Consider the following 19270-nt stretch of genomic DNA (forward strand, 5'->3'; position numbering starts at 1 on the left):
GGCCCGGCATGGTCATGACGTCGCCGGTGAGCACGACGACGAACCCCGCGCCGGTGCGCGGCAGCAGCCGCTGGACGTGCAGGGTGTGGCCCTCCGGAGCGCCGAGCGCGGTGGGGTCGTCGGAGAAGGAGTACTGCGTCTTCGAGATGCACACCGGCAGGGTGTCCCAGCCGTTGTCCTTGAGCATCTGCAGGTCGCGCAGGGCTGCGGCGGAGTACTGGACGTCGTCGGCGCGGTAGATTTCGCGGGCGATCGTCTCGATGGAGGATTCCATGCCCGCAGCCGGGTCGTACAGCGGCTTCGAGGTCCCGGAGCCGAGGGTGCCCACGAGAGTCTCGGCGAGAGCGGTGGCGCCGTCGCCGCCCTTCGCCCAGACCTCAGCCTCTTCGAGAGCGACGCCGAAATCGGCGGCCCAGTCGCGCATGAATTGGCGTTCGGCCTCAGTGTCGGAGACGAACAGGTTCAAGGCCACGACCGGCTCGACGCCGAATTTGCGGATATTCTCCACGTGGCGCTCGAGGTTGACGATGCCGGACTTCAGGGCAGCGAGGTTTTCGTCGGTAAGCTCCTGCTTCGGCACGCCGCCGTTGTACTTGAGCGAGCGGATCGTCGCGACGACGACAGCGCCCGCCACGTCGAGGTCGCCGTAGCGCGCCTTGATGTCGAAGAATTTCTCCGCACCCAGGTCCGAGCCGAAGCCAGCCTCAGTCAACACGATGTCGGCGCACTTGCGGGCAGTTTGCGTGGCGACGAGTGTGTTGCAGCCGTGCGCGATATTCGCGAACGGACCGCCGTGGATGAAGGCGGGAGTGCCGCCGAGCGTCTGCACGAGGTTCGGGTTGACCGCATCCTTGAGCAGCGCGGCCATCGCGCCTTCGGCCTTCAGGTCGCCCGCGGTGACGGGCTTCTTGTCGAAGGTGAGGCCCACGGTGATGCGCGCGAGGCGCGTCTTCAGGTCGTCCAGGTCGGTGGCGAGACCGAGAATCGCCATGATCTCGCTGGCGGCGGTGATGGTGAAGCCGGTCTCGGCCGGCGATCCGCTGCCGGGGCCGCCCAGGCCGGTCACTACGTTACGGAGCGAGCGGTCGTTGACGTCGAGGCAGCGCTGCCAGGTGACGCGGCGGGCGTCGATACGCAATTCGTTGCCGTGCTGAATGTGGTTGTCGACGATCGCCGCGAGCGTATTGTTCGCGCTCGTGATCGCGTGGAAGTCGCCGGTGAAGTGGAGGTTGATGCTCTCCATGGGCACGACCTGCGAGTATCCGCCGCCCGCGGCGCCGCCCTTGATGCCCATGACCGGGCCGAGCGACGGCTCGCGCAGCGCGACAGCCGCGTTGTGTCCCAGCTTCGCCAGCGCGTCCGTAAGGCCGATGAGGACCGTCGACTTGCCCTCCCCCGCCGGCGTCGGCGACACGCCGGTGACGAGGACGAGCTTGCCCTCCGGCGCGCCGTCGAGCTTGCTCACGTCGACCTTGGCCATGGAGCGGCCGTACGGGATCAGAGCGTCGTCGGGAACCCCCGCCTTCGCGGCGATGTCGGCGATCGGTTCGAGAGTGTGGGCCTGGGCGATTTCGACGTCGGATTTCACGTCAGTGTTCGGTTGCGTCATACCCTCAAGCCTAGGCCAGACGGCGAGGGGAATTCCGCTAGATCAGCACCGCACCGAAGCCGTAGCTGAGGAGCACCGACAAGGCGATGCAGATCACGCCCGGGACGATGAACGGGTGGTCGAAAACGTACTTGCCGATGCGCGTCGAGCCCGTGTCGTCCATCTCGACCGCGGCGAGAAGCGTCGGGTACGTCGGCAGGACGAACAGCGCGGACACCGCCGGGAACGCGGCGACAGCGGTGAGCGGGCTGACGCCGATCGCGAGAGCCGCCGGCATGAGAGCTTTCGCCGTCGCGGCCTGCGAGTACAGCAGCGATGCGGCGAAGAACAGCACGACGGCGAGCAGCCACGGCTGCGACTGCAGCACATTGCCCGAAATATTCTGGATGTCTTCGATGTAGTGGTTGATGAACGTCGTGCCCAGCCACGCGACACCCAGCACGCACACGCACGCGGACATACCTGAACGGAAGACCTGCGTGCCCAGGATCTCCGCGGACGGAATCTTGGTCACGATGACGATGATGGTGGCGGCCGCCAGCATGATCGCCATGATCGCCTCGTTGCGCGGAATCGTCGGGTCAGCGATCAGGCCGACCTGCTCGGAGATCAGGGTGGCGTAGACCATCACGATGACGATCGCGAGCAAAAAGACGCTTACCGACGTCTTCGCCGCCCTCGTCGGCTCATACCCCTGCTCGGATGCCGGCGGCCGCACGAGGCCGTCCGCCATGCGCTTCTGGTACACGGGATCGTCGGCGAGGTCCTTGCCCATGCGGTTGGCGATCCAGGCGGTCGGGAAGATCGCGAGGAATGTCGCCGGGATCATGACCCCGAGCAGCTGGAGGTAGCCGACTCCGAGGGGCTCGAGAATGCCGGCCAAGAACACCACCGCCGCGGAGATCGGCGACGCCACGATCGCCATCTGGGAGGAGATCACCGCCACCGACAACGGGCGCGACGGGCGCACCTTGCCTTCCTTAGCCACCTCGACGATGACCGGCAGCGTCGAGAACGCGGTGTGGCCGGTACCCGCCAGAACGGTCATCAGCCACGTGACGATCGGCGCGTACAGCGTGATCCGCTTCGGGTCCCTGCGCAAGAATTTTTCCGCCAAGTAGACGAGGTAATCCATGCCGCCGGCGAGCTGCATCGCCGAGATCGCGGCGATCACGCACATGATGATGCCGATGACGTCGAACGGAATGTCCTCCGCCGTCACCGTCATGCCGGTCATGCCGAGCAACAGGACGCCCAGGCCGCCGGCGAAGCCGATCGCGATGGAGCCGTACCGGGCGCCGAGAACGATCGCCCCGAAAAGAATGATGAGTTGGAGGACCAACAACATGATGTGAGCCTTTCAGTCACGCCCCCGGCTGCCGGATGAAGCGAGATGAGCGTGACGAACTCGTCGAGGCAGCCGCATCTGCGTTCCAGTATGAAACGCAAAGAACCGCCCAGCCAACATGGCGGGGCGGTTTTGTGCCCGATTGTGTCCGGTTTAACAGATTGAGAACCGAACCCTATGCGGGAAAGACCCTTATCCGATCAATCCACTCCCGACTAATCGAGGTAAAGCTTTCCGCGGAACTCCGGGTGCATGAGGTTTTCCTTGGAGAGGATCTGGTCGAGGGTTTCTTCGTCGAGAAGCTCTTTTTCGAGCACGAGCTCGCGGACGCCCTTGCCCGTCGCTGCTGCTTCCTTGCCGATCAAATCGCCGTTGTGGTGGCCGATGAACGGGTTGAGGTAGGTGATGATGCCGATGGAATTGTCCACGTAGCCCTGGCACACGTCTTCGTTGGCGGTGATGCCCACGACGCACTTCTCGCGGAGCGTCTTCGCCGCGTTGTGCAGCAGCTCGATCGAACCGAACAGGCTGCGTGCGATGACCGGCTCCATGACGTTGAGCTGCAGCTGGCCGGACTCGGCAGCCATGGAGACCGTGACGTCGTTGCCGAAGACCTTGAAGCACACCTGGTTGACGACCTCTGGGATCACCGGGTTCACCTTTGCCGGCATGATCGACGAGCCAGCCTGGCGTTCCGGAAGGTTGATCTCGTTCAGGCCGGCGCGCGGGCCGGACGACAGCAGACGCAGGTCGTTACACGTCTTGGACAGCTTCATGGCCGCGCGCTTGAGTGCCGAGTGTGCCATGACGTAACTGCCGGTGTCCGAGGTGGCCTCGATGAGGTCGGGCGAGGTGGAGATCGGCAGGCCCGTGACCTCGCGCAGTGCCGCGATCACCTGGTCGCGGTAGCCACCCGGGGTGTTCACGCCAGTGCCGATCGCGGTAGCGCCGAGGTTCACCTCGAGCAGATCCGCCGCAGCCTGCTGGAGCTTGTCCTGCTCCTCAGCGAGGTTGGCGCCGAACGCCGTGAACTCCTGGCCCAGCGTCATCGGGACAGCATCCTGCAGCTGGGTGCGCCCCATCTTGAGGATGTCGCCGAATTCGTCGCCCTTCGCGCGGAACGCCTTTTGCAGCTCGTCGAGTTCAGCGATGAGCGTCTGCATCGAGTGGTACAGCCCCAGGCGGAATCCGGTCGGGTACGCGTCGTTGGTGGACTGCGACATATTGACGTCGTCGTTCGGGTTGATGACGTCGTAGCTGCCCTTCTCCTTGCCGATGATCTCCAGCGCAAGGTTGGCAACGACCTCATTGGTGTTCATGTTCACCGACGTGCCCGCGCCGCCCTGGTAAGCGTCGGTCGGGAACTGGTCCATGCAGGCGCCCTCGTCGAGGATCTTGTCGCACGCGGCGATGATCGCGTCAGCCTTGTCCTTCGGCAGGGTGTGCAAACGGCGGTTCGCCATAGCAGCAGCCTTCTTCACCATGACCATGCCGCGCACGAAATCCGGGTAGTCCTGGATCTTTGCGGACGAGATCTGGAAGTTATCGATCGCGCGCATCGTGTGCACGCCGTAGTACTTATCCTCCGGAACCTCTACGGTACCGAGCAGGTCTTCTTCTGTTCTGTAACCCATAGGCTCCAGTGTAGAGAAGAATTAGATTCGCGCGATTTGCAACTCCGTAGCAAGGATCGCCTCAGCGCCAGCGGCGGCGAGACTGTCCATTAGTTGGTTCGCTTCCTTCCGCGGCACCATCGCACGGACGGCGACCCAGTTGTCGCGCTGCAGTGGAGAGACCGTCGCGCCGGTCAGCCCCGGGGTGATCGCCACAGTTTCGTCCAGGTTGTCGCGCGACACGTTGTAATCGAGCATCACGAAATTGTGCGCCGTGAGAATTCCGCGGATGCGCGAGAGCACCACCTCATCGTCGGCAGTCAACTCACGGGCTTTTTGCTTGACGACGACCGCCTCACTCTCCACAATCGCCTCCCCGAACGGCTTCAAACCTTGCTGGCGAAGTGTCGCGCCCGTTGAAACCACATCTGCAATCGCGTCTGCCACACCGAGCTTGATGGAAATCTCCACCGCGCCGTCCAGGCGGATCACCTCCGTATTGATGCCGCGCGCGGAAAGGTAATCGGCGGCGAGGTGGGGGTAGCTCGTCGCTAAGCGTTTGCCCTCGAGGTCCTCGATTGTCCACGTCTCCCCTGCTGGCGCCGCGAAACGAAACGTCGAGCCACCGAAACCGAGCTCGAGCACCTCCTCGACATCCGCCCGCGAATCGAGCGCGAGATCCCGCCCCGTGATGCCGAGATCCAAGTGTCCCGCTGCAACATAAATCGCGATGTCCTTCGGACGCAGGAAGAAGAACTCGACGTTATTCGCCTCGTCGACGATATTCAGCGCCTTGCTCTGCCCGCGCCCCTTATACCCGGCCTCCTTGAGAATCCCGGTGGCCGCTTCCGACAACGAACCCTTGTTTGGAACAGCGATCTTGATCATGGTGCGTGGATCTCCTAAAAATCGTGGGCGTTCTAGAGGTATTTGTAAATGTCGTCGGGAGTCAGACCCCGCTGAACCATCATGACCTGCGTCCAGTACATGAGCTGGCTCATCTCTTCTGCCAGCTCCTCATCCGACTGGTACTCTGCAGCGATCCACACCTCGCCAGCTTCCTCGATGATCTTCTTGCCGATGAAATGCGGCCCCTTATCCAGCGCCTCCACCGTGCCCGAACCTTCCGGCCGCTCATCTGCCTTGGTGGACAGTTCCGCAAAAAGATCATCGAAATTCTTCACGCAGATCACTCTAACCCATCTGCCGGGTGCGCCGACCGTGTTTCATGCGTCCTTTCGCAGGTCGCTTCGGTTGGGCGCTGCGGAACTCGTCGGTGGGTCAGCTCCGCGCGCGCCGGCTAGGTGGTTCGCCGGCGCGCCGTTTGCTTGGCCTACACCGATTCGCGGGCAAGGCGGGCGTGTTCGAACCATTCCGCGACGTCTCCGGCCTTGGCGCCGACGAAACGCGCAGGATCGAAGGGCTGCACCCCGTGCGGGACAGCGTCGGGCGCAGCGAGTCCCAGGACAACGCACCCAGCGGCGGCTGCGGCGGACATTCCGGCCCACGAGTCCTCGAAGACAAGGCAGTCGGCGGGGTCGGCACCGACGGTCTCTGCGGCTTTGAGGTACATGTCGGGCGCTGGCTTCGGATTGGGTACCTCGTCGCCGGTGATCGAACCGTTGAACAGGGCACGCCCGACAGCGTCGATGCACCGGTCGGCGAGTTCGCGTTCAGTGTTGGTGGTCACGAGCATCGGCATGCCGGAAGCATGAAGCGACGACAACAGCTCGCGGACACCGGGGTTAGGAACCAGCTGGCCGGTGAATAATTCAGACATGCGCCCGAACATCCAGGAGCGGTGGTGGTCGTAATCCAACTGGGCGACGGACAAACCAGCCCATTCCGCGCACACGCGAAGTGTGTTCGGGAAGCTTCCGCCGACGGTTTCCTCGCGCTTTTCGGTGCTCAAGCGGCGACCGAGGCGTTCGGAAAGCTCGTACGTCGCAATGCCCCACAGTGGCTCGGTGTCCACCATCGTGCCGTCCATGTCCCAGAAGACGGCGCGTGGGCCGCGGCTAGTCAAGCTCAGGAAGGGAGTTGAGTGCTTCGTCGTCCGCACCCGTCGCGGCAGCGGCGCGGTACGAAAGCTCCTGCAGCTCAGTCTTTTCCTCGGGCTCGAGCACAGCATCAGCGTGCTTGGCGTTGAAGTCGTGCAGGCTGTTGAAGAACGGGTCGACCACGGACAGGAGCTTGTCGGAGTCCGGGTCGTCTCCGATCAGCTCAAGGGCGTCGAGGTAGCCCTCGATCAGCTTCTTCAGATCGGGCAGGACTGCCGGGTCGAACGGCTCCTCCCACAGCTCTTTGTCTTCTTCTTTCAAGTAGGAGCCGGTGGCGAAGGTGGTCAGGTCATCGATGAACTCATCGACGTCGGATTGGAACTGATCGCGAATGGTCATGTCCGCCATCATTCCCCAAGTTCAGCGGAGCTGCACGCCAAGCAACCCATCGAGCGCGTCGGCGATGATTCCGTTGTGGTCGCCGGGGGCGTCGTCGACGGTTTTCAGGGCGGTGACGGTGTCGAGGTCGTCGGCAAGCGCTGCGCGCAGCTTATCGACGACTCCCCTCGCCTCTTCCTCCCCCACTTCCCTGCCGAGCATCTCACGCCACCTGGCCAAACGCGCCTCCGCCTCGTCGAGAATGCCGTAGGAGAAATCCCGGTCCTCACGGTAGTGGCCAGCGAATACCGCGAGGCGGATCGCCGCCGGGTCGTGTCCGGCTTCGGAGAGCTTGTGAACGAAGACGAGGTTGCCGAGTGATTTCGACATTTTCACGCCGTCGAGGGCGATCATGCCGGTGTGGACGTAGTGGCCGGCCATGCGGTCGACGCCGTACGTGGCTTCGGCGTGAGCCGCGGAGAATTCGTGGTGCGGAAACGCGAGGTCACTGCCGCCGCCCTGAATCGAGAACGTCGTGCCGAGACGGTTCGTCGCGATCGCCGAGCACTCGATGTGCCAGCCCGGCCGACCTGCACCGAACGGCGCGTCCCACGCTGGTTCCCCGTCTCGGTGGCCGCGCCACAGTAGCGCGTCGAGGGGGTCGCGCTTGCCTTCGCGATCCGGGTCGCCGCCGCGCTCGGCGAAGAATTTCTCCATCGTCGCCCGGTCAAGGTTCGATTCGTACCCAAACTGCGGGGTAGCTGTGATGGGGGCGTAGATGTCGGTGGCGCCGGAGGTGTCGTCGATAAGCGAATATGCGATGCCCTTGTCCAGCAGTACCTGGACCATCTCGACGACCTCGTCGACGGCTTCCATCGCGCCGATGTAGTCGCGCGGCGGGATGACCGAGAGGATCTCCATGTCGCTGCGGAACAGGTCGATCTGGCTCGTGCCGAGCTCACGCCAATCGACGCCATCCCGTTCCGCGCGCTCGAACAGCGGGTCGTCGACGTCCGTGATGTTCTGCACGTAGTGGACCTTGTGCCCGTTGGCCAGCAGCTGGCGATACACGAGGTCGAACGTCAGGTACGTCGCCGCGTGCCCGAGGTGCGTCGAATCGTAAGGCGTAATACCGCACACATACATGCCGACTTCGCCATCGCCCGTCTCGACGCGCTTTACTTCCCCATCCGCTGTGTCGTACAGCGCGAGCGGCACAGGTGTGCCAGCCACCGATGGGACCGCAGGATTAGGCCAAGAATGCATGCAGCCCACCCTACAACCCCAAAGCCTGGCCATGACGCGCGTCCTGCCGACACCTGCTGAACTCTACTTATATTTGGGCGTGCGGAAGTGGCCGTGGGGTGTGGTGGCCCCTCGGCTATGTTCCGAACAGTAGGTGCATCGCACCGTATTGGTGTGTCCTGTTCGGTACCGGTGTTCCGCGCGGTGAGATCCATGTCGGTGTCCCATCGCGCACCTGTATTCGACCCCTGTTGTGCCTGTCGGGGTCATCGTCGTTGGTGCGGTTGTGGTACCTGCACAACACCGACAGGTTGTTCATGTTCGTCTGTCCACCCCGGGCCCAGGGTTCGATGTGGTGGACCTCGCAGTTATCGGCAGCGTGCCGACAGTCCGGTACAGGACACGTCGTCAGTGTTGCCCGGGCGAGGTCGCGTTGTTTCTTATTAGCGAACCGCTTCGTGCTGTACAGGTTCACCGGACCTGCCTGCGGGTGGAACAGTGCCACCTCAAGGTCCTTGGAATGATGGCGGGTCAGATACTCCGCACCAGTCATCGTCGTGCCATCCGACAACCCTAGGATGGTGTCATCGCCTTGGCCGCCGAGGATCGAGATGTAATCCGCCAGCGGGATCTGCACCAGCGGGCGTGGAACAGCATCAGCAACAGCACCATCCTTGTGCAACAAGTCATGAAACGCCTCGTACATCTGCGGGCCCTCAGGACGGTTGGCATCGAGTTTTTGGCGCAGGGCGTACTCAAGAGCGGCGATATCCCGCGCATCACCAGTAGCACTAAAAGTGCGCTTGCCTTTCCGCTCCTTACCAAACCGCACCGCCGATTCAGGGGCAGGCGTATCCACCTCAGGGACGATGTCTTTAGCGCGGCGTTTCAACGTCTCGTAGTTACCCCGCACGGACAACAACGCCAGGCGGATCTTCCACTTCTCTTTCTCCGTACCCAACGAACGCACTTGCTGTTCGATGAACAAGATCTGGTCCAGCGACTTCCCCGTCTCACGGGCGATGCGCACCGCGTGGGCCTGCTTGCGGGAGAACTTCGTGGGCCCGAAATACACCTCGCGGGCTTTCTCGCCGTCGGCGGCGAGAGTCGATTTCATGCCGGCATCGACAACGGCCTGGCGGTTAAAACCAGCCAGGATATCCATTGGTCGCGCAGCAGCGGCGATAAACGCCTCGAAATCGTTCATGCCCCACACGCTAAACCGACCAACGCAAACGCGAAACAGGCAACCCAAAAACCTGTGGATAACTCAAAACTATCCACAAGAACACACGAACGAACACCCTCAAAAACACTCACCGCGCACCCTAAAACACCTGTCTACAAGGGAAAACGGGGTGGTGTGGGAGGCAGTGTGGCGTCGTCAAGCGAAATGCTTTTAAGCGTTCATGACACCTGTCGCGAGGAGAATGAGGACAATGATGCCCAACGGAATGCGGTAGGCGGCGAACCACGCGAACGAATGGTTGGAGACGAACTTCAGCAGCCACGCGATGGAGATATAGCCGAGCACGAAACCGATGACGGCACCGACGAGCAGTTGGATGCCGGTGGCGGATTGGCCGGCTTGGGGGGCGAAGGCGTCGGGAAGCGAGAAAAGCCCGGAGGCTAGCACCGCCGGAATGGCGAGCAGGAAGCTGAAACGCGTGGCCACCTCGCGGTCGAGGCCGCGGAAGAGACCGCCCGAGATCGTGCCGCCGGAACGGGACACGCCGGGAATGAGCGCGAGGCACTGCCACAACCCCATGACGATGGCGTCTTTCATCGTCAGCTCGTCGTAGCCGCGAGTCTTGGAGCCGACGCGTTCTGCGAAAATGAACACGAAGGAGAACAAAATCAGCACGGTCGCGGTGATCCAGAGGTTGCGGAAGTTCTCGCGGATCAAGTCCTTGAGCAGGACGCCGGCAAGCCCGACGGGAATGGTGCCGACGATGACCATCCATCCCATGCGGTAGTCGAAACCGCGTTTCGACGGGTTGAACAGCCCGGCGAACCAGCCGGAAAGGATCTGCCAGATCTCTTTGGCGAAGAAGACGAGCACCGCCAGCTCCGTGCCGAGCTGAATGACGGCGGTGAAGCTCGCGCCGGCGTCCTGGCCCCAGAACAGTTCGGAGACGATTCGCAGGTGGCCGGAGGAGGACACCGGCAGAAATTCGGTCAGGCCCTGCACGATGGACAGGACGATGACCTGCATCCAGGACATGGTTTCGGTGGTTGCGTCAATCACGGACGACACCCTACCGCCGGAGGGGCTGGAGAAAGAAGCACGACGCGGTGGTGCGGGGTGCGGTTGATAAGCTTGGGTTCGTGAAAAATCGCCGTTCGCTGACAGTATTCGTCGCTTCATCCGCTGCTTCTGTGCTTCTGCTCGCGGGGTGCTCGCAGCCGCCGGGAGTGCCGCAGGAGGCCCCAGAGATGGGTAACGCGGAGCCAGCGAAGTCACCGCCGGCAGGCGACGTGGAGGGCGAGAAGGTCGATTTTCCGGCGGTGGAGGACCTGGAGATCACGAACGGCACGATCGGTGTCCGCGCGGATGGGCAGTTGCGTCTCGGCACGCTCGACGAGATCAAGGCTGGCGGCGGCGCCACGCACCAGGTCGACGACACGTGCGGGGATGTCACGGCGAACGAGGGTGCGTTCGTGACGGTGTGCGGCGGAACGGTCCGCGTTTTCGAGGGCGCGGAGGAGCGAACAGTCACGCCGGATGAGCCGGTCACCGTCGCCGCACCGCTTCCCGACGGCCGCGTCATCGCCGGTTCGGCCGAAGAAGCCAAGGTGTGGGTTTTCGACACCGACGGAAACCAGACCGGGCGCATCACAGTGGCGCGGCCGTCGGATTTCGTGCTCGCCGGCCAGGACAGGGTCGTGCGTCTGAACCGCTTCGACACGACGATCCAGGATATTCAGCTGGACAAGGCCCGCCAGGGCGGCACGTTGCGTGTGGGTCTCGGCGTCGGCCAAGCGAAATTCGGCGAGGACGGGCTCGTGCTCGCCTCAGATTCCACGGGTAGCCAGCTGCTGGTCTACACCACGGACGAGGTCGTCCGTCTGCACCAGACGGTCCCGACGGACCCCCACCCGTGGGCGGTGGCGTGGGATCCGGCCAACAAACTCGCGTGGATCACGTCGACGGAGAAGAACACGGCTACTGCCTTCGACATCTCGAAGGGCGTGCCGCGCGAGCAGCGGAAGGTGGACACAGTCGCGGATGCGCAACACATGATTTCGCTTGACGACGGCACCCTCCTCCTCGCCTCTGCCTCCGGCGACGGCCTGCAGATCGTCACTCCAGAATCCGACAAGGACTGAGACAAGTAGGAGTTCTTTTCATGGGCGCGTACGACGCACTTCTCAAGGTCATGTTTCTTCTCCCGCCGGAGCGGATCCACGGGATCATCAGTGGTGCGCTGAGCACGCTGAATGCGGTGGCACCGGCGAACCGCACGATGGAGAAGGTAGTGCGGGTCCGCGATAAGCGCCTGGAGCAGGAGCTGTTCGGGGTGAGGTTCCCGGCGCCGCTGGGGTTGGCGGCAGGCTTCGATAAGAATGCCACGGCGGTCGATGCGTGGGGTGCTGTTGGTTTCGGCTACGCGGAGCTCGGCACTGTCACTCCCCGCCCCCAGCCGGGTAATCCGGCACCGCGCCTGTTCCGCCTGCCAGAGGACAAGGCGATTTTGAATCGCATGGGCTTCAACAACGACGGCGCGCTGAAGGTGGCAAAGAACCTGGAGCGGAAGAAGTCGGGCGATGTGGTGGGCATCAACATCGGCAAGAACAAAACCTCCGACGATGCCGTCCGCGATTACCGCACCGGCGCGAGCCTGCTCGGCCCGCTGGCGGACTACGTGGTCGTCAATGTCTCCTCCCCTAACACTCCCGGCTTGCGAGATCTGCAGGCGATCGAAGAACTCCGCCCGATTCTCACTGCCGTCCAGGAGGCGACGGACACACCAGTTCTGGTGAAGATCGCGCCGGACTTGAGTGACGAAGACATCGACGCTGTCGCGGATCTCGCCCTCGAGCTCGGCTTGGCTGGCATCGTCGCCACGAACACGACGATCAGCCGCGAACGGCTCATCACCGACGCCACACGTGTCGAGGAGATGGGTGCCGGCGGTATCTCGGGTGCACCGCTCAATGACCGCTCCTTAGAGGTGCTCAAGCGTCTCCGCTCGCGCGTCGGCGACCGACTGGCACTCATCAGTGTGGGCGGCATTTCAACCCCGGAGCAGGCCTGGGAGCGCATCGCCGCCGGCGCGAGCCTGCTGCAGGGCTACACCCCGTTCATCTATGGCGGGCTGGGGTGGATCCGCCGAATTCACCGCGGTCTAGCGAAACAGGTAAAAGCGCACGGATTGGAGAATATCGGCGCGGCCGTCGGGTCGGGCCTCACCTGGAAACATTAGATCTTGTAAGCGTACTCGTTCACTCCTTCGGGCAATGTCGCGCATGGACTCCACACGTCAATGGTGATGATCGGCAGGTCATCCGATCTATCGAGCACGGAAATAATGGCCTGATAGCCCTCAGGACTCGTCTGCATCGTGCGTTCGGGCCGGTCGTTGGTGGGGATATCTTTCTCGTCCCACCCGAGGCCGCGCAGATGCGCAGTGAGTTTATCCACCAGCGCCTGGCCGTCGACACCTTCGTTGATGCGAACCGCCGAGCCTCCCGGATAGTTGAACAAACCTTCCTCGTCCCCGCACCGCATCGGCTTGCCGATAACCTCCCCGGGCAGTGGTAGCTTGTCTGGCGATTTATCCTCCTCGGGAATCAGTGCAGCCAGCTCGTTTTGGATGCGCACCGACTCTTCCTTGGCTTCCTCGATGGTGATGGGGTCCTGCACTTCGTCGTCACCGGATGGTCCGAAAAGCTGAGCACACCCGGTGAGCGTCATGGCAGACGCACACGCCAGCGAAAATAGCGTCCCGCGCATCCCCTTAGTTCTCATCCCAGCCCCAGACGATAGCGCGGCCAAGCGAGTGGAAATTCAGGTTGAAGCCGAGCTGAGTCGGGTTGGCGACACCTGCAGCCGGCAGCTCCGTGTCCACGGCGTGCACGGCGAACAAATAACGGTGCGGGCCGTGGCCCTGCGGCGGATTAGAACCGTAGTAGCCCTGCACCCCGGAATCACCGGTGAGGACAACGGCACCGACGCCGAGGCCCTCCTTGGAGCCAGCGTCAGTGGGCAGCTCGGTGACGTCGACGGGAATGTTGAACGCGGCCCAGTGCCAGAAGCCTGATGCGGTCGGCGCATCGGGGTCGAAGCACGTCACTGCGATGGACTTGGTTCCCTCCGGCAGGTCGGACCAGGACAGCTGCGGGGAGACTCCGTCGTCGCCGGTCTGGGCGTCGGGAAGCTGTTCTCCGTCAACCAGGTCGGTGGAGGTGACGGGAAACGACGGGACGTCGACAAGCGGTGCGTACGGGTCTGGGCCTGGGAAACGATCGGAAACATACGAAACAGTCATGTCTCCTTTGTACCGGGGTATTGCCGTTGACGTGGCGATTTGCTGGACGCGTGGGCCACGACCTATAGTTCTACGAGTGCCCAGCCGCAAGGCTGAAACACCCAAAGCCCGGGTGGCGGAATGGCAGACGCGCTAGCTTGAGGTGCTAGTGTCCTATTAACGGACGTGGGGGTTCAAGTCCCCCCTCGGGCACCACCAGAACACCCCTTTCGGAAACGGAAGCGGGTGTTTTCGCTGTTAGAAGGTGCCCCAGTCAGGAGAGATACTTCCGCCTGACACTCCACCTCCGCCACCGCCGGGAACGAGCTCGTAATTCTTCGCGACGTAGGCGAACAGGCTGAAGATCGCCGCAGTCACAGCGACACTCACGGCCGGCGCGAACCAGGCACTTGCGACGAGGGCCAACCATTCAGAGCCAGCGAGGAGACTGAGACCTCCGAAAAGCAGAATCGCGAAGCGCGGCAGAACCATAACAGTGATGGCGGCGCACAGCGCCAGGAAGACCTTTCGCATTTCCATACCGGCGGCAAGCACGCACGCGCAGCACGCGGTGAACATGGGCGCAGCCGTCGCGAACGCGGGAAACATCGTGGCAAAGAAGAACATGTCAGCGTCGACAGGCCGCCACGAACTGAACGCCGCAGCTGCGGCGATGCCGAGCAGGAGGATCAACGATGCAGCGATTCCGCGGGCAGCGCGGGTGCGGGCGGTCAGCAGGCATGCCAACACTCCCGCTACAGCGGCGAAGGCGCACAATGCGGCTACTGCGGTGACGGAATCACCGCCGGTGGTAGCTACCTCAGAGGCAGCGAGACTCACGATGAACAGAAATATCGGTAAGGCGGTCGGGTCGTTGTGGATCATCTACGTACCTCTTCCGGTTTGGCCCCAGGGTACTCGCGGGTGAAGATTGTGAGGTGAAACTTCGCCAGGTTGTCGTGCTCGTTGCGGCCGTGCTTTTCATCGCGGCATGGATGCTTATCGACGTCCCCTCCCTCGCCCAACTCCGCTCCTGGTCCGAGCAGACCGGCGCGTGGTTCCCCGTGGTGTTCTGGCTGGCGTATGTGGTGATCACTCAGTTCCCGATTCCCCGCACGCTGCTCACCGTGTCGGCGGGAGTGCTGTTCGGCGCGGTGAAAGGCATCACGCTGGCGCTGACGGCCACGACGGTCTCTGCGGTGATCTCGCTGCTGCTGGTGCGCTTCTTGCTGCGTGACTGGGTGGAGCCGCGGTTGACGCATCCGGCGGTGCAGCGGATCAATCAGAGGCTCGAAGAACGCGGCTGGCTGGCCGTCACGAGTCTGCGGATGATCGCGGGCATTCCCTTCTCGATCATGAACTACGCGGCGGCGCTCACACGTGTCCCGGTGCTGCCGTTCGCTGTGGCCACACTCGTGGGGTCGGCGCCGGGCACAATCCTGGTCACCATGTTCGGGCAGACGCTCACCGACGATCCTGACCCGATTTTCGTGGCCATCATGGCAGTGCTCGCGGTGATCGGCATTGCAGGATTGCTTTTCGACGCCACCACGCCCACCCGTCAAGCCTCCACCGTAGACCGCGGGTCAGGGGTCTAGACTGTCCCCCATGATTGCTGTCCATGCCCGATACCGTGGCCGCGGTGCGCGGCGCGCCGAACTCGTCAAACGCTCCGCCGAAGCTCTGTCGACCCTCGACGGAGTGAACCGTTTCGATGTCGTCGGTGTCGAGGACATCCGCGCCCACGTCGACGATGCTGAAGCCGCCTGCATGCTCGTCATGGCGCTCTTGTCCGACGGGAATTGGGCCATCGGTATCGGCATCACAGAAAAAGGCCCCGCCGTCTACGCCGCAACAGATGGGGCGGGAAATAAGGCGGGGTCGGTGGGAGTGGTCGTCGATAAGCCTGAGCCCGGAACGGACGCTGCGGACATTGCGTCTGCGTTCGCGTTGCTCGGTCATGTTCTGGCAAAACGCACCGTCGAGGGCCGTGAGGCGACCTCGCTGGTGCGTTCCGGGTTGAATCAGAATGAGGCAGCGGCCGAGCTCGGCATCTCTAAACAGGCGATGAGCCAGCGCCTGCAGGCTGCCGGGTGGCAGGCCGAGCAGGCGGGCTGGCAGCTCGCCGTCAATTTGATGTCTAGGGCTGCTGGGGATACTGGTTAGGCATTTGCGGGGGCTGCGCCTGCTGCATCGGGAACTGCTGCGGCTCATACTGCGGCGGCTCGTATTGCGCAGGCTGCTGCGTCGGCTGCGGCATGTCGAGTTCAGGGCGCGACGGGGACTCGTCGGGCTCGGCGCCGGCCTTCACGCTCGTTGAAATCGACGTAGATGTGGAGCCCTTGGATGCGCTGGCTCCCGTCGCATCGTCGAGGCTGGACCCGACCGGCTTGTTCGCCACGGCGCGCGCCTCGGCGACAGCCTTCGCGATCTCCGGGTCGGTGGCCGTCTCGAACCACGCGTCCGTGTCTTCCTGGGTGGCGATCTCCTTCGCCTCCGGGTCGATCTGACCGGGCTCGTAGCGGAAGACGCCGTCGTCGTCCTTCTTGGCGAAGGCCTTGGCGAATTCCTCCAGCGAATCGCCGAACTGCGACGGGATCATCCACATGGTGGAACCGTTACCCTCGGCGATCTTCGGCAGCTTCTCCATGTACTGGAATGCGAGAAGTTCCGGCGTGACGCCGGAGGACTTGATGGCGGCGTTGACCTTCTGGATCGCGCGTGCTTCACCCTGTGCTTCGAGGAATTTCGCGGCGCGCTCACCTTCAGCGCGAAGAATGGTCGCCTGACGCTCAGCTTCCGCGGCGAGGATGGCTGCGTGCTTCTCACCCTCAGCGGACAGGATGCGCGACTGCTTCTCACCCTCGGCGGTCTTGATGTCGGACTCTCGGCGGCCCTCAGCGGTGAGAATCATGGCGCGCTTCTCGCGGTCCGCCTTCATCTGCATCTCCATGGACTGCTGGATGGACGGCGGCGGATCAATCGCCTTGAGCTCCACTCGGCTAATGCGCAGGCCCCACTTGGCGGTGGCAGCGTCGAGCTCGCCGCGCAGGCGGCGGTTAATGGTCTCTCGGGAGGTCAGAGTTTCCTCGAGGGTCATGCCGCCGACCACATCGCGCAGCGTCGCGGTGGAGATCTGCTCCACACCGACGATGTAGTTGTCCACACCGTAGATGGCGCGGGCGGGGTCGTTGATCTGGAAGGTCACCACCGTGTCAATAGCCACGGTCAGGTTGTCCTGGGTGATCACAGCCTGCGGCGGGAAGGACACGACGCGCTCACGGGTGTCCACGCGCTCGCGCACCCGGTCGATGAACGGCACCAGCAAAGTGATGCCGCCCGAAACGGTGCGGGTGTAGCGGCCAAGACGTTCGATGACCGCGGCCTCACCCTGCGGGATCAGCGCGATGGCGCGGAAAACGACGATGACAATGAAAATGAATAAGACAAGTAGCAGAACAAGCGTTGGTGTCATGATCACTCCTTCCAGACGACGGCGGTCGGGCCGTCAATATCAGCGACGGTGACGTGCTCACCGGCGGGGATGGTGAAAGCGGGGTCGATGGCGCGGGCCGACCAAATTGACCCGTCGAGGCGGACCTGGCCGCCATACCGGTTGACCTCCTCGAGCACCTCTGCCTTGGCGCCGACGAGAGCCTTCGGGGACGTGTCCAGGGCTGCCGGTTTTTTGAAGCGGCGGTGCAGCCATGGGCGAAGGAACAGGATGAGGGCACCGGACGCGAGTCCGAAGATGACGATCTCCGCCCACAGCGGAATGCCGAACAGGCTTGCGCCGGCTGTCGCCAGCGCACCCCCGGCGAGCATGAGAAATGTGAACTCGCCAGCCGCTAATTCGAGGCCGGCGAGCACGAGCGTGCCAATGAGCCAAATAACTGTTCCCACACGGTCAGGTTAACGCATTTTCGGGCGTCGATAAGTCACTCAAAAGCTTTCTTTTGGCAACTCCGGCGTTGTCACGAAATCGACGAGCCGCTCGACCGCGCCAATGAGCGTGTGGTCGAGGTCGCGGAACGTCTCGACCGCACCGTACACGCGATTCCACCCCTCGCGCGGATCCGACCAGCCGACGCGGCGACAGATGCCCGTCTTCCAGTCCTCGCCCTTCGGCACGTCCGGCCAGGCGCGCAACCCCAAGCGCTCGGGCTTGACCGCCGCCCAGATATCCACGTACGGGTGCCCGGTGACCAGCACGTGCGGGCCGACATCCGCCACGAGCCGCGACTCTTTCGACCCGGCAATGAGGTGGTCGGCGAGTACCCCGATGCGGCGTCCGGGCCCCGGCTGGAACTCCGCGAGCCGCTCCGGCAGATTGTCCAAGCCTTCCAGGAACTCGACGACGACGCCCTCGACGCGCAGATCGTGCCCCCACACCTTCTCCACAATCGCGGCGTCGTGCACGCCTTCGACCCAAATCCGCGACGGCATCGCCACTTTCGCCTGAACATTCTCCACGCGCCGGGACCCCGAATTCGAACGACGCGCTTCACGCTTGACGACGGGCCGCGTCAAGGTCACCCTCTCCCCCTCCACCAGGAACGCGCCAGGCAGCATCTTGAACAGTCTTTGCGTGCCGTAGCGATCCTCGAGCCGGACGAACTCGCCGTCATAGGTGCGCTCCACGCCGACAACGAGCCCCACGAAGTCGTCGCCGAACACCTCCGCCACCACATCGCCGGTTGCTTCCACCTGCGGGTACACCTTCGGTCGCTTGCGGGCGTGACCGGCGAAAATATCGCCGCCGTACGGGTCTGCGTGGCTGTTGAATCCGCTCATAGTGGGCCAGAGTGTATCCCGTATACTTCGCCACCGTGAGTACGCGCGCCGAAGTCTATTCTCCCCTGCAGAACACCGCCGTCTGGCTCGCGGCATGGCTCTACGGGCACGAGCCCTCCGACGCACTCGTCGGCGCCATGACGGAATTGCACGGCCGGAACAGCTACCAGGGCGAACCGCTCGCGCATTTGCTTCACGACGTCCGCGCCTCCACCGACCTCACCTCCCCCGGCCCCGCCGTCCGCCTCATTTTGTCTGGCCCCGGCCAACCTCCGGAACTGCCCGCGGGTTCAGCGGCCGCATTGGCCGCCACCGAACTCAGCGGCGGCAGCGCGATCGTGCTCCGCGGCAACGGAGGCGTGTCCCATGTTCTGGTGCCTGACAGCTCTTCCGAGCTGGGGGTTAGCGATGAAAGCGCCGGGGTCTTTTGGCGGTGGTTCGAAGAGGACGGCCCCCTTCCGGAGCCAGCGTGGCTCTCCCCCGGCGAGGCCGATGCTCTGCTATCGCGCGCAACGAACGAGGCCTCGCTACTGATTGAGGCCGCGGGCGGCACGCGCGAGGAGTTGCCCGACCCGCGCCTGGCGGTGGGGACGCTCTCAGATTTCTACGACACGCCCGGTTTGCCCATGCGTACGCCACCGCGTGCCGCGAAACTCTTCGCGCGGGCGGACGCGGTGGCGGCGGTCATTGAGACTGTGGTCGACAGGTTGAACGACCACAGCTTCGATCCCCAGCTCTTCAGCCTCTGGCGGCACATCCGTACCGCACGCATGGCTGGGGTGGCCGATGCGGTACTGGAGTACCAGCGCTGA

Annotated in this window: 21 protein-coding genes and 1 tRNA gene; 6 read left to right on the forward strand and 16 right to left on the reverse strand. The window is 63.5% G+C overall.

Translation table 11 applies throughout. From position 1 onward, the window contains the following. The 10 genes from J5Y21_RS04775 to J5Y21_RS04820 form a co-directional block, all read right to left on the reverse strand. On the reverse strand, window positions 1-1609 hold a 1609-nt coding region (locus tag J5Y21_RS04775; RefSeq protein ID WP_210573314.1), incomplete at its 3' end, for a formate--tetrahydrofolate ligase. A gap of 37 nt (window positions 1610-1646) precedes the next feature. Then, on the reverse strand, window positions 1647-2957 hold the full coding sequence (locus J5Y21_RS04780) for an anaerobic C4-dicarboxylate transporter (protein ID WP_282597866.1): 1311 nt from the start codon (window positions 2955-2957) through the stop codon (window positions 1647-1649). A gap of 215 nt (window positions 2958-3172) precedes the next feature. Beyond that, the gene (gene aspA / locus J5Y21_RS04785) at window positions 3173-4591 is read right to left on the reverse strand and encodes an aspartate ammonia-lyase (protein ID WP_210573316.1); all 1419 of its coding nucleotides are present in this window, start codon (window positions 4589-4591) and stop codon (window positions 3173-3175) included. 21 nt (window positions 4592-4612) lie between these two features. Next, window positions 4613-5458 (reverse strand): ATP phosphoribosyltransferase, encoded by an 846-nt coding sequence (gene hisG, locus J5Y21_RS04790; RefSeq protein WP_210573317.1) that lies wholly within the window; start codon window positions 5456-5458, stop codon window positions 4613-4615. 32 nt (window positions 5459-5490) lie between these two features. Next, window positions 5491-5754 carry a phosphoribosyl-ATP diphosphatase gene (locus J5Y21_RS04795; protein ID WP_210573318.1) on the reverse strand — a complete coding sequence of 88 codons (264 nt, stop codon included), beginning with the start codon at window positions 5752-5754 and terminating at the stop codon, window positions 5491-5493. 149 nt (window positions 5755-5903) lie between these two features. After that, on the reverse strand, window positions 5904-6602 hold the full coding sequence (locus tag J5Y21_RS04800) for an HAD family phosphatase (RefSeq protein ID WP_282597868.1): 699 nt from the start codon (window positions 6600-6602) through the stop codon (window positions 5904-5906). Continuing rightward, window positions 6589-6969 (reverse strand): hypothetical protein, encoded by a 381-nt coding sequence (locus J5Y21_RS04805; RefSeq protein ID WP_210573321.1) that lies wholly within the window; start codon window positions 6967-6969, stop codon window positions 6589-6591. The genes J5Y21_RS04800 and J5Y21_RS04805 overlap by 14 nt, the downstream gene beginning before the upstream one ends. Before the next feature lie 21 nt (window positions 6970-6990). After that, window positions 6991-8214: a cysteine--1-D-myo-inosityl 2-amino-2-deoxy-alpha-D-glucopyranoside ligase gene (gene mshC, locus J5Y21_RS04810; protein ID WP_210573323.1), complete on the reverse strand. Its 1224-nt coding sequence runs from the start codon at window positions 8212-8214 to the stop codon at window positions 6991-6993. Between the two features lie 115 nt (window positions 8215-8329). After that, window positions 8330-9400: an HNH endonuclease signature motif containing protein gene (locus J5Y21_RS04815; RefSeq protein WP_210573324.1), complete on the reverse strand. Its 1071-nt coding sequence runs from the start codon at window positions 9398-9400 to the stop codon at window positions 8330-8332. A gap of 192 nt (window positions 9401-9592) precedes the next feature. Then, complete coding sequence (locus J5Y21_RS04820) at window positions 9593-10417, reverse strand: undecaprenyl-diphosphate phosphatase (protein ID WP_210573533.1); 825 nt, start codon at window positions 10415-10417, stop codon at window positions 9593-9595. Window positions 10418-10521: 104 nt separating this feature from the next. Here J5Y21_RS04820 and J5Y21_RS04825 point away from each other — a divergent pair, with 104 nt between their 5' ends. Both J5Y21_RS04825 and J5Y21_RS04830 read left to right on the forward strand, forming a co-directional pair. After that, window positions 10522-11523 carry a hypothetical protein gene (locus tag J5Y21_RS04825; protein WP_210573325.1) on the forward strand — a complete coding sequence of 334 codons (1002 nt, stop codon included), beginning with the start codon at window positions 10522-10524 and terminating at the stop codon, window positions 11521-11523. A 20-nt stretch (window positions 11524-11543) separates the two neighbouring features. After that, window positions 11544-12620, forward strand: a complete 1077-nt coding sequence (locus J5Y21_RS04830; RefSeq protein WP_210573326.1) for a quinone-dependent dihydroorotate dehydrogenase — start codon at window positions 11544-11546, stop codon at window positions 12618-12620. Here J5Y21_RS04830 and J5Y21_RS04835 read toward each other — a convergent pair. Then, window positions 12617-13111 carry a hypothetical protein gene (locus J5Y21_RS04835; RefSeq protein ID WP_210573327.1) on the reverse strand — a complete coding sequence of 165 codons (495 nt, stop codon included), beginning with the start codon at window positions 13109-13111 and terminating at the stop codon, window positions 12617-12619. The two genes, J5Y21_RS04830 and J5Y21_RS04835, sit on opposite strands and share 4 nt — an antisense overlap. Window positions 13112-13154: 43 nt before the next feature. Continuing rightward, the gene (locus J5Y21_RS04840; RefSeq protein WP_210573329.1) at window positions 13155-13685 is read right to left on the reverse strand and encodes a YbhB/YbcL family Raf kinase inhibitor-like protein; all 531 of its coding nucleotides are present in this window, start codon (window positions 13683-13685) and stop codon (window positions 13155-13157) included. A 106-nt stretch (window positions 13686-13791) separates the two neighbouring features. On the opposite strand from J5Y21_RS04840, the gene J5Y21_RS04845 reads away from it, so the two are divergent. Further along, window positions 13792-13880 (forward strand) — tRNA-Leu (locus J5Y21_RS04845). Window positions 13881-13922: 42 nt separating this feature from the next. Here the strand turns inward: J5Y21_RS04845 and J5Y21_RS04850 are convergent. Beyond that, window positions 13923-14549, reverse strand: coding sequence for a hypothetical protein (locus tag J5Y21_RS04850; RefSeq protein ID WP_210573330.1), 627 nt, complete (start codon window positions 14547-14549; stop codon window positions 13923-13925). Between the two features lie 110 nt (window positions 14550-14659). On the opposite strand from J5Y21_RS04850, the gene J5Y21_RS04855 reads away from it, so the two are divergent. Together J5Y21_RS04855 and J5Y21_RS04860 are read left to right on the forward strand one after the other, a co-directional pair. Continuing rightward, window positions 14660-15262, forward strand: a complete 603-nt coding sequence (locus J5Y21_RS04855) for a TVP38/TMEM64 family protein (protein WP_210573534.1) — start codon at window positions 14660-14662, stop codon at window positions 15260-15262. Window positions 15263-15272: 10 nt separating this feature from the next. Beyond that, complete coding sequence (locus J5Y21_RS04860; protein ID WP_210573332.1) at window positions 15273-15830, forward strand: MarR family transcriptional regulator; 558 nt, start codon at window positions 15273-15275, stop codon at window positions 15828-15830. Here J5Y21_RS04860 and J5Y21_RS04865 read toward each other — a convergent pair. The 3 genes from J5Y21_RS04865 to J5Y21_RS04875 are packed head-to-tail and all read right to left on the reverse strand — an operon-like array spanning window position 15805 to window position 18458. After that, on the reverse strand, window positions 15805-17139 hold the full coding sequence (locus J5Y21_RS04865; RefSeq protein ID WP_246874958.1) for an SPFH domain-containing protein: 1335 nt from the start codon (window positions 17137-17139) through the stop codon (window positions 15805-15807). The two genes, J5Y21_RS04860 and J5Y21_RS04865, sit on opposite strands and share 26 nt — an antisense overlap. Window positions 17140-17141: 2 nt before the next feature. Next, complete coding sequence (locus J5Y21_RS04870; RefSeq protein ID WP_210573335.1) at window positions 17142-17567, reverse strand: NfeD family protein; 426 nt, start codon at window positions 17565-17567, stop codon at window positions 17142-17144. A 39-nt stretch (window positions 17568-17606) separates the two neighbouring features. Further along, window positions 17607-18458: a DUF3097 domain-containing protein gene (locus tag J5Y21_RS04875; protein WP_210573337.1), complete on the reverse strand. Its 852-nt coding sequence runs from the start codon at window positions 18456-18458 to the stop codon at window positions 17607-17609. A 35-nt stretch (window positions 18459-18493) separates the two neighbouring features. Here J5Y21_RS04875 and J5Y21_RS04880 point away from each other — a divergent pair, with 35 nt between their 5' ends. Next, window positions 18494-19270 (forward strand): hypothetical protein, encoded by a 777-nt coding sequence (locus J5Y21_RS04880; RefSeq protein WP_210573339.1) that lies wholly within the window; start codon window positions 18494-18496, stop codon window positions 19268-19270.

Origin of the sequence: Corynebacterium sp. Marseille-P3884 (genome assembly GCF_017942225.1) — a bacterium.
Classification (GTDB): Bacteria; Actinomycetota; Actinomycetes; order Mycobacteriales; family Mycobacteriaceae; genus Corynebacterium.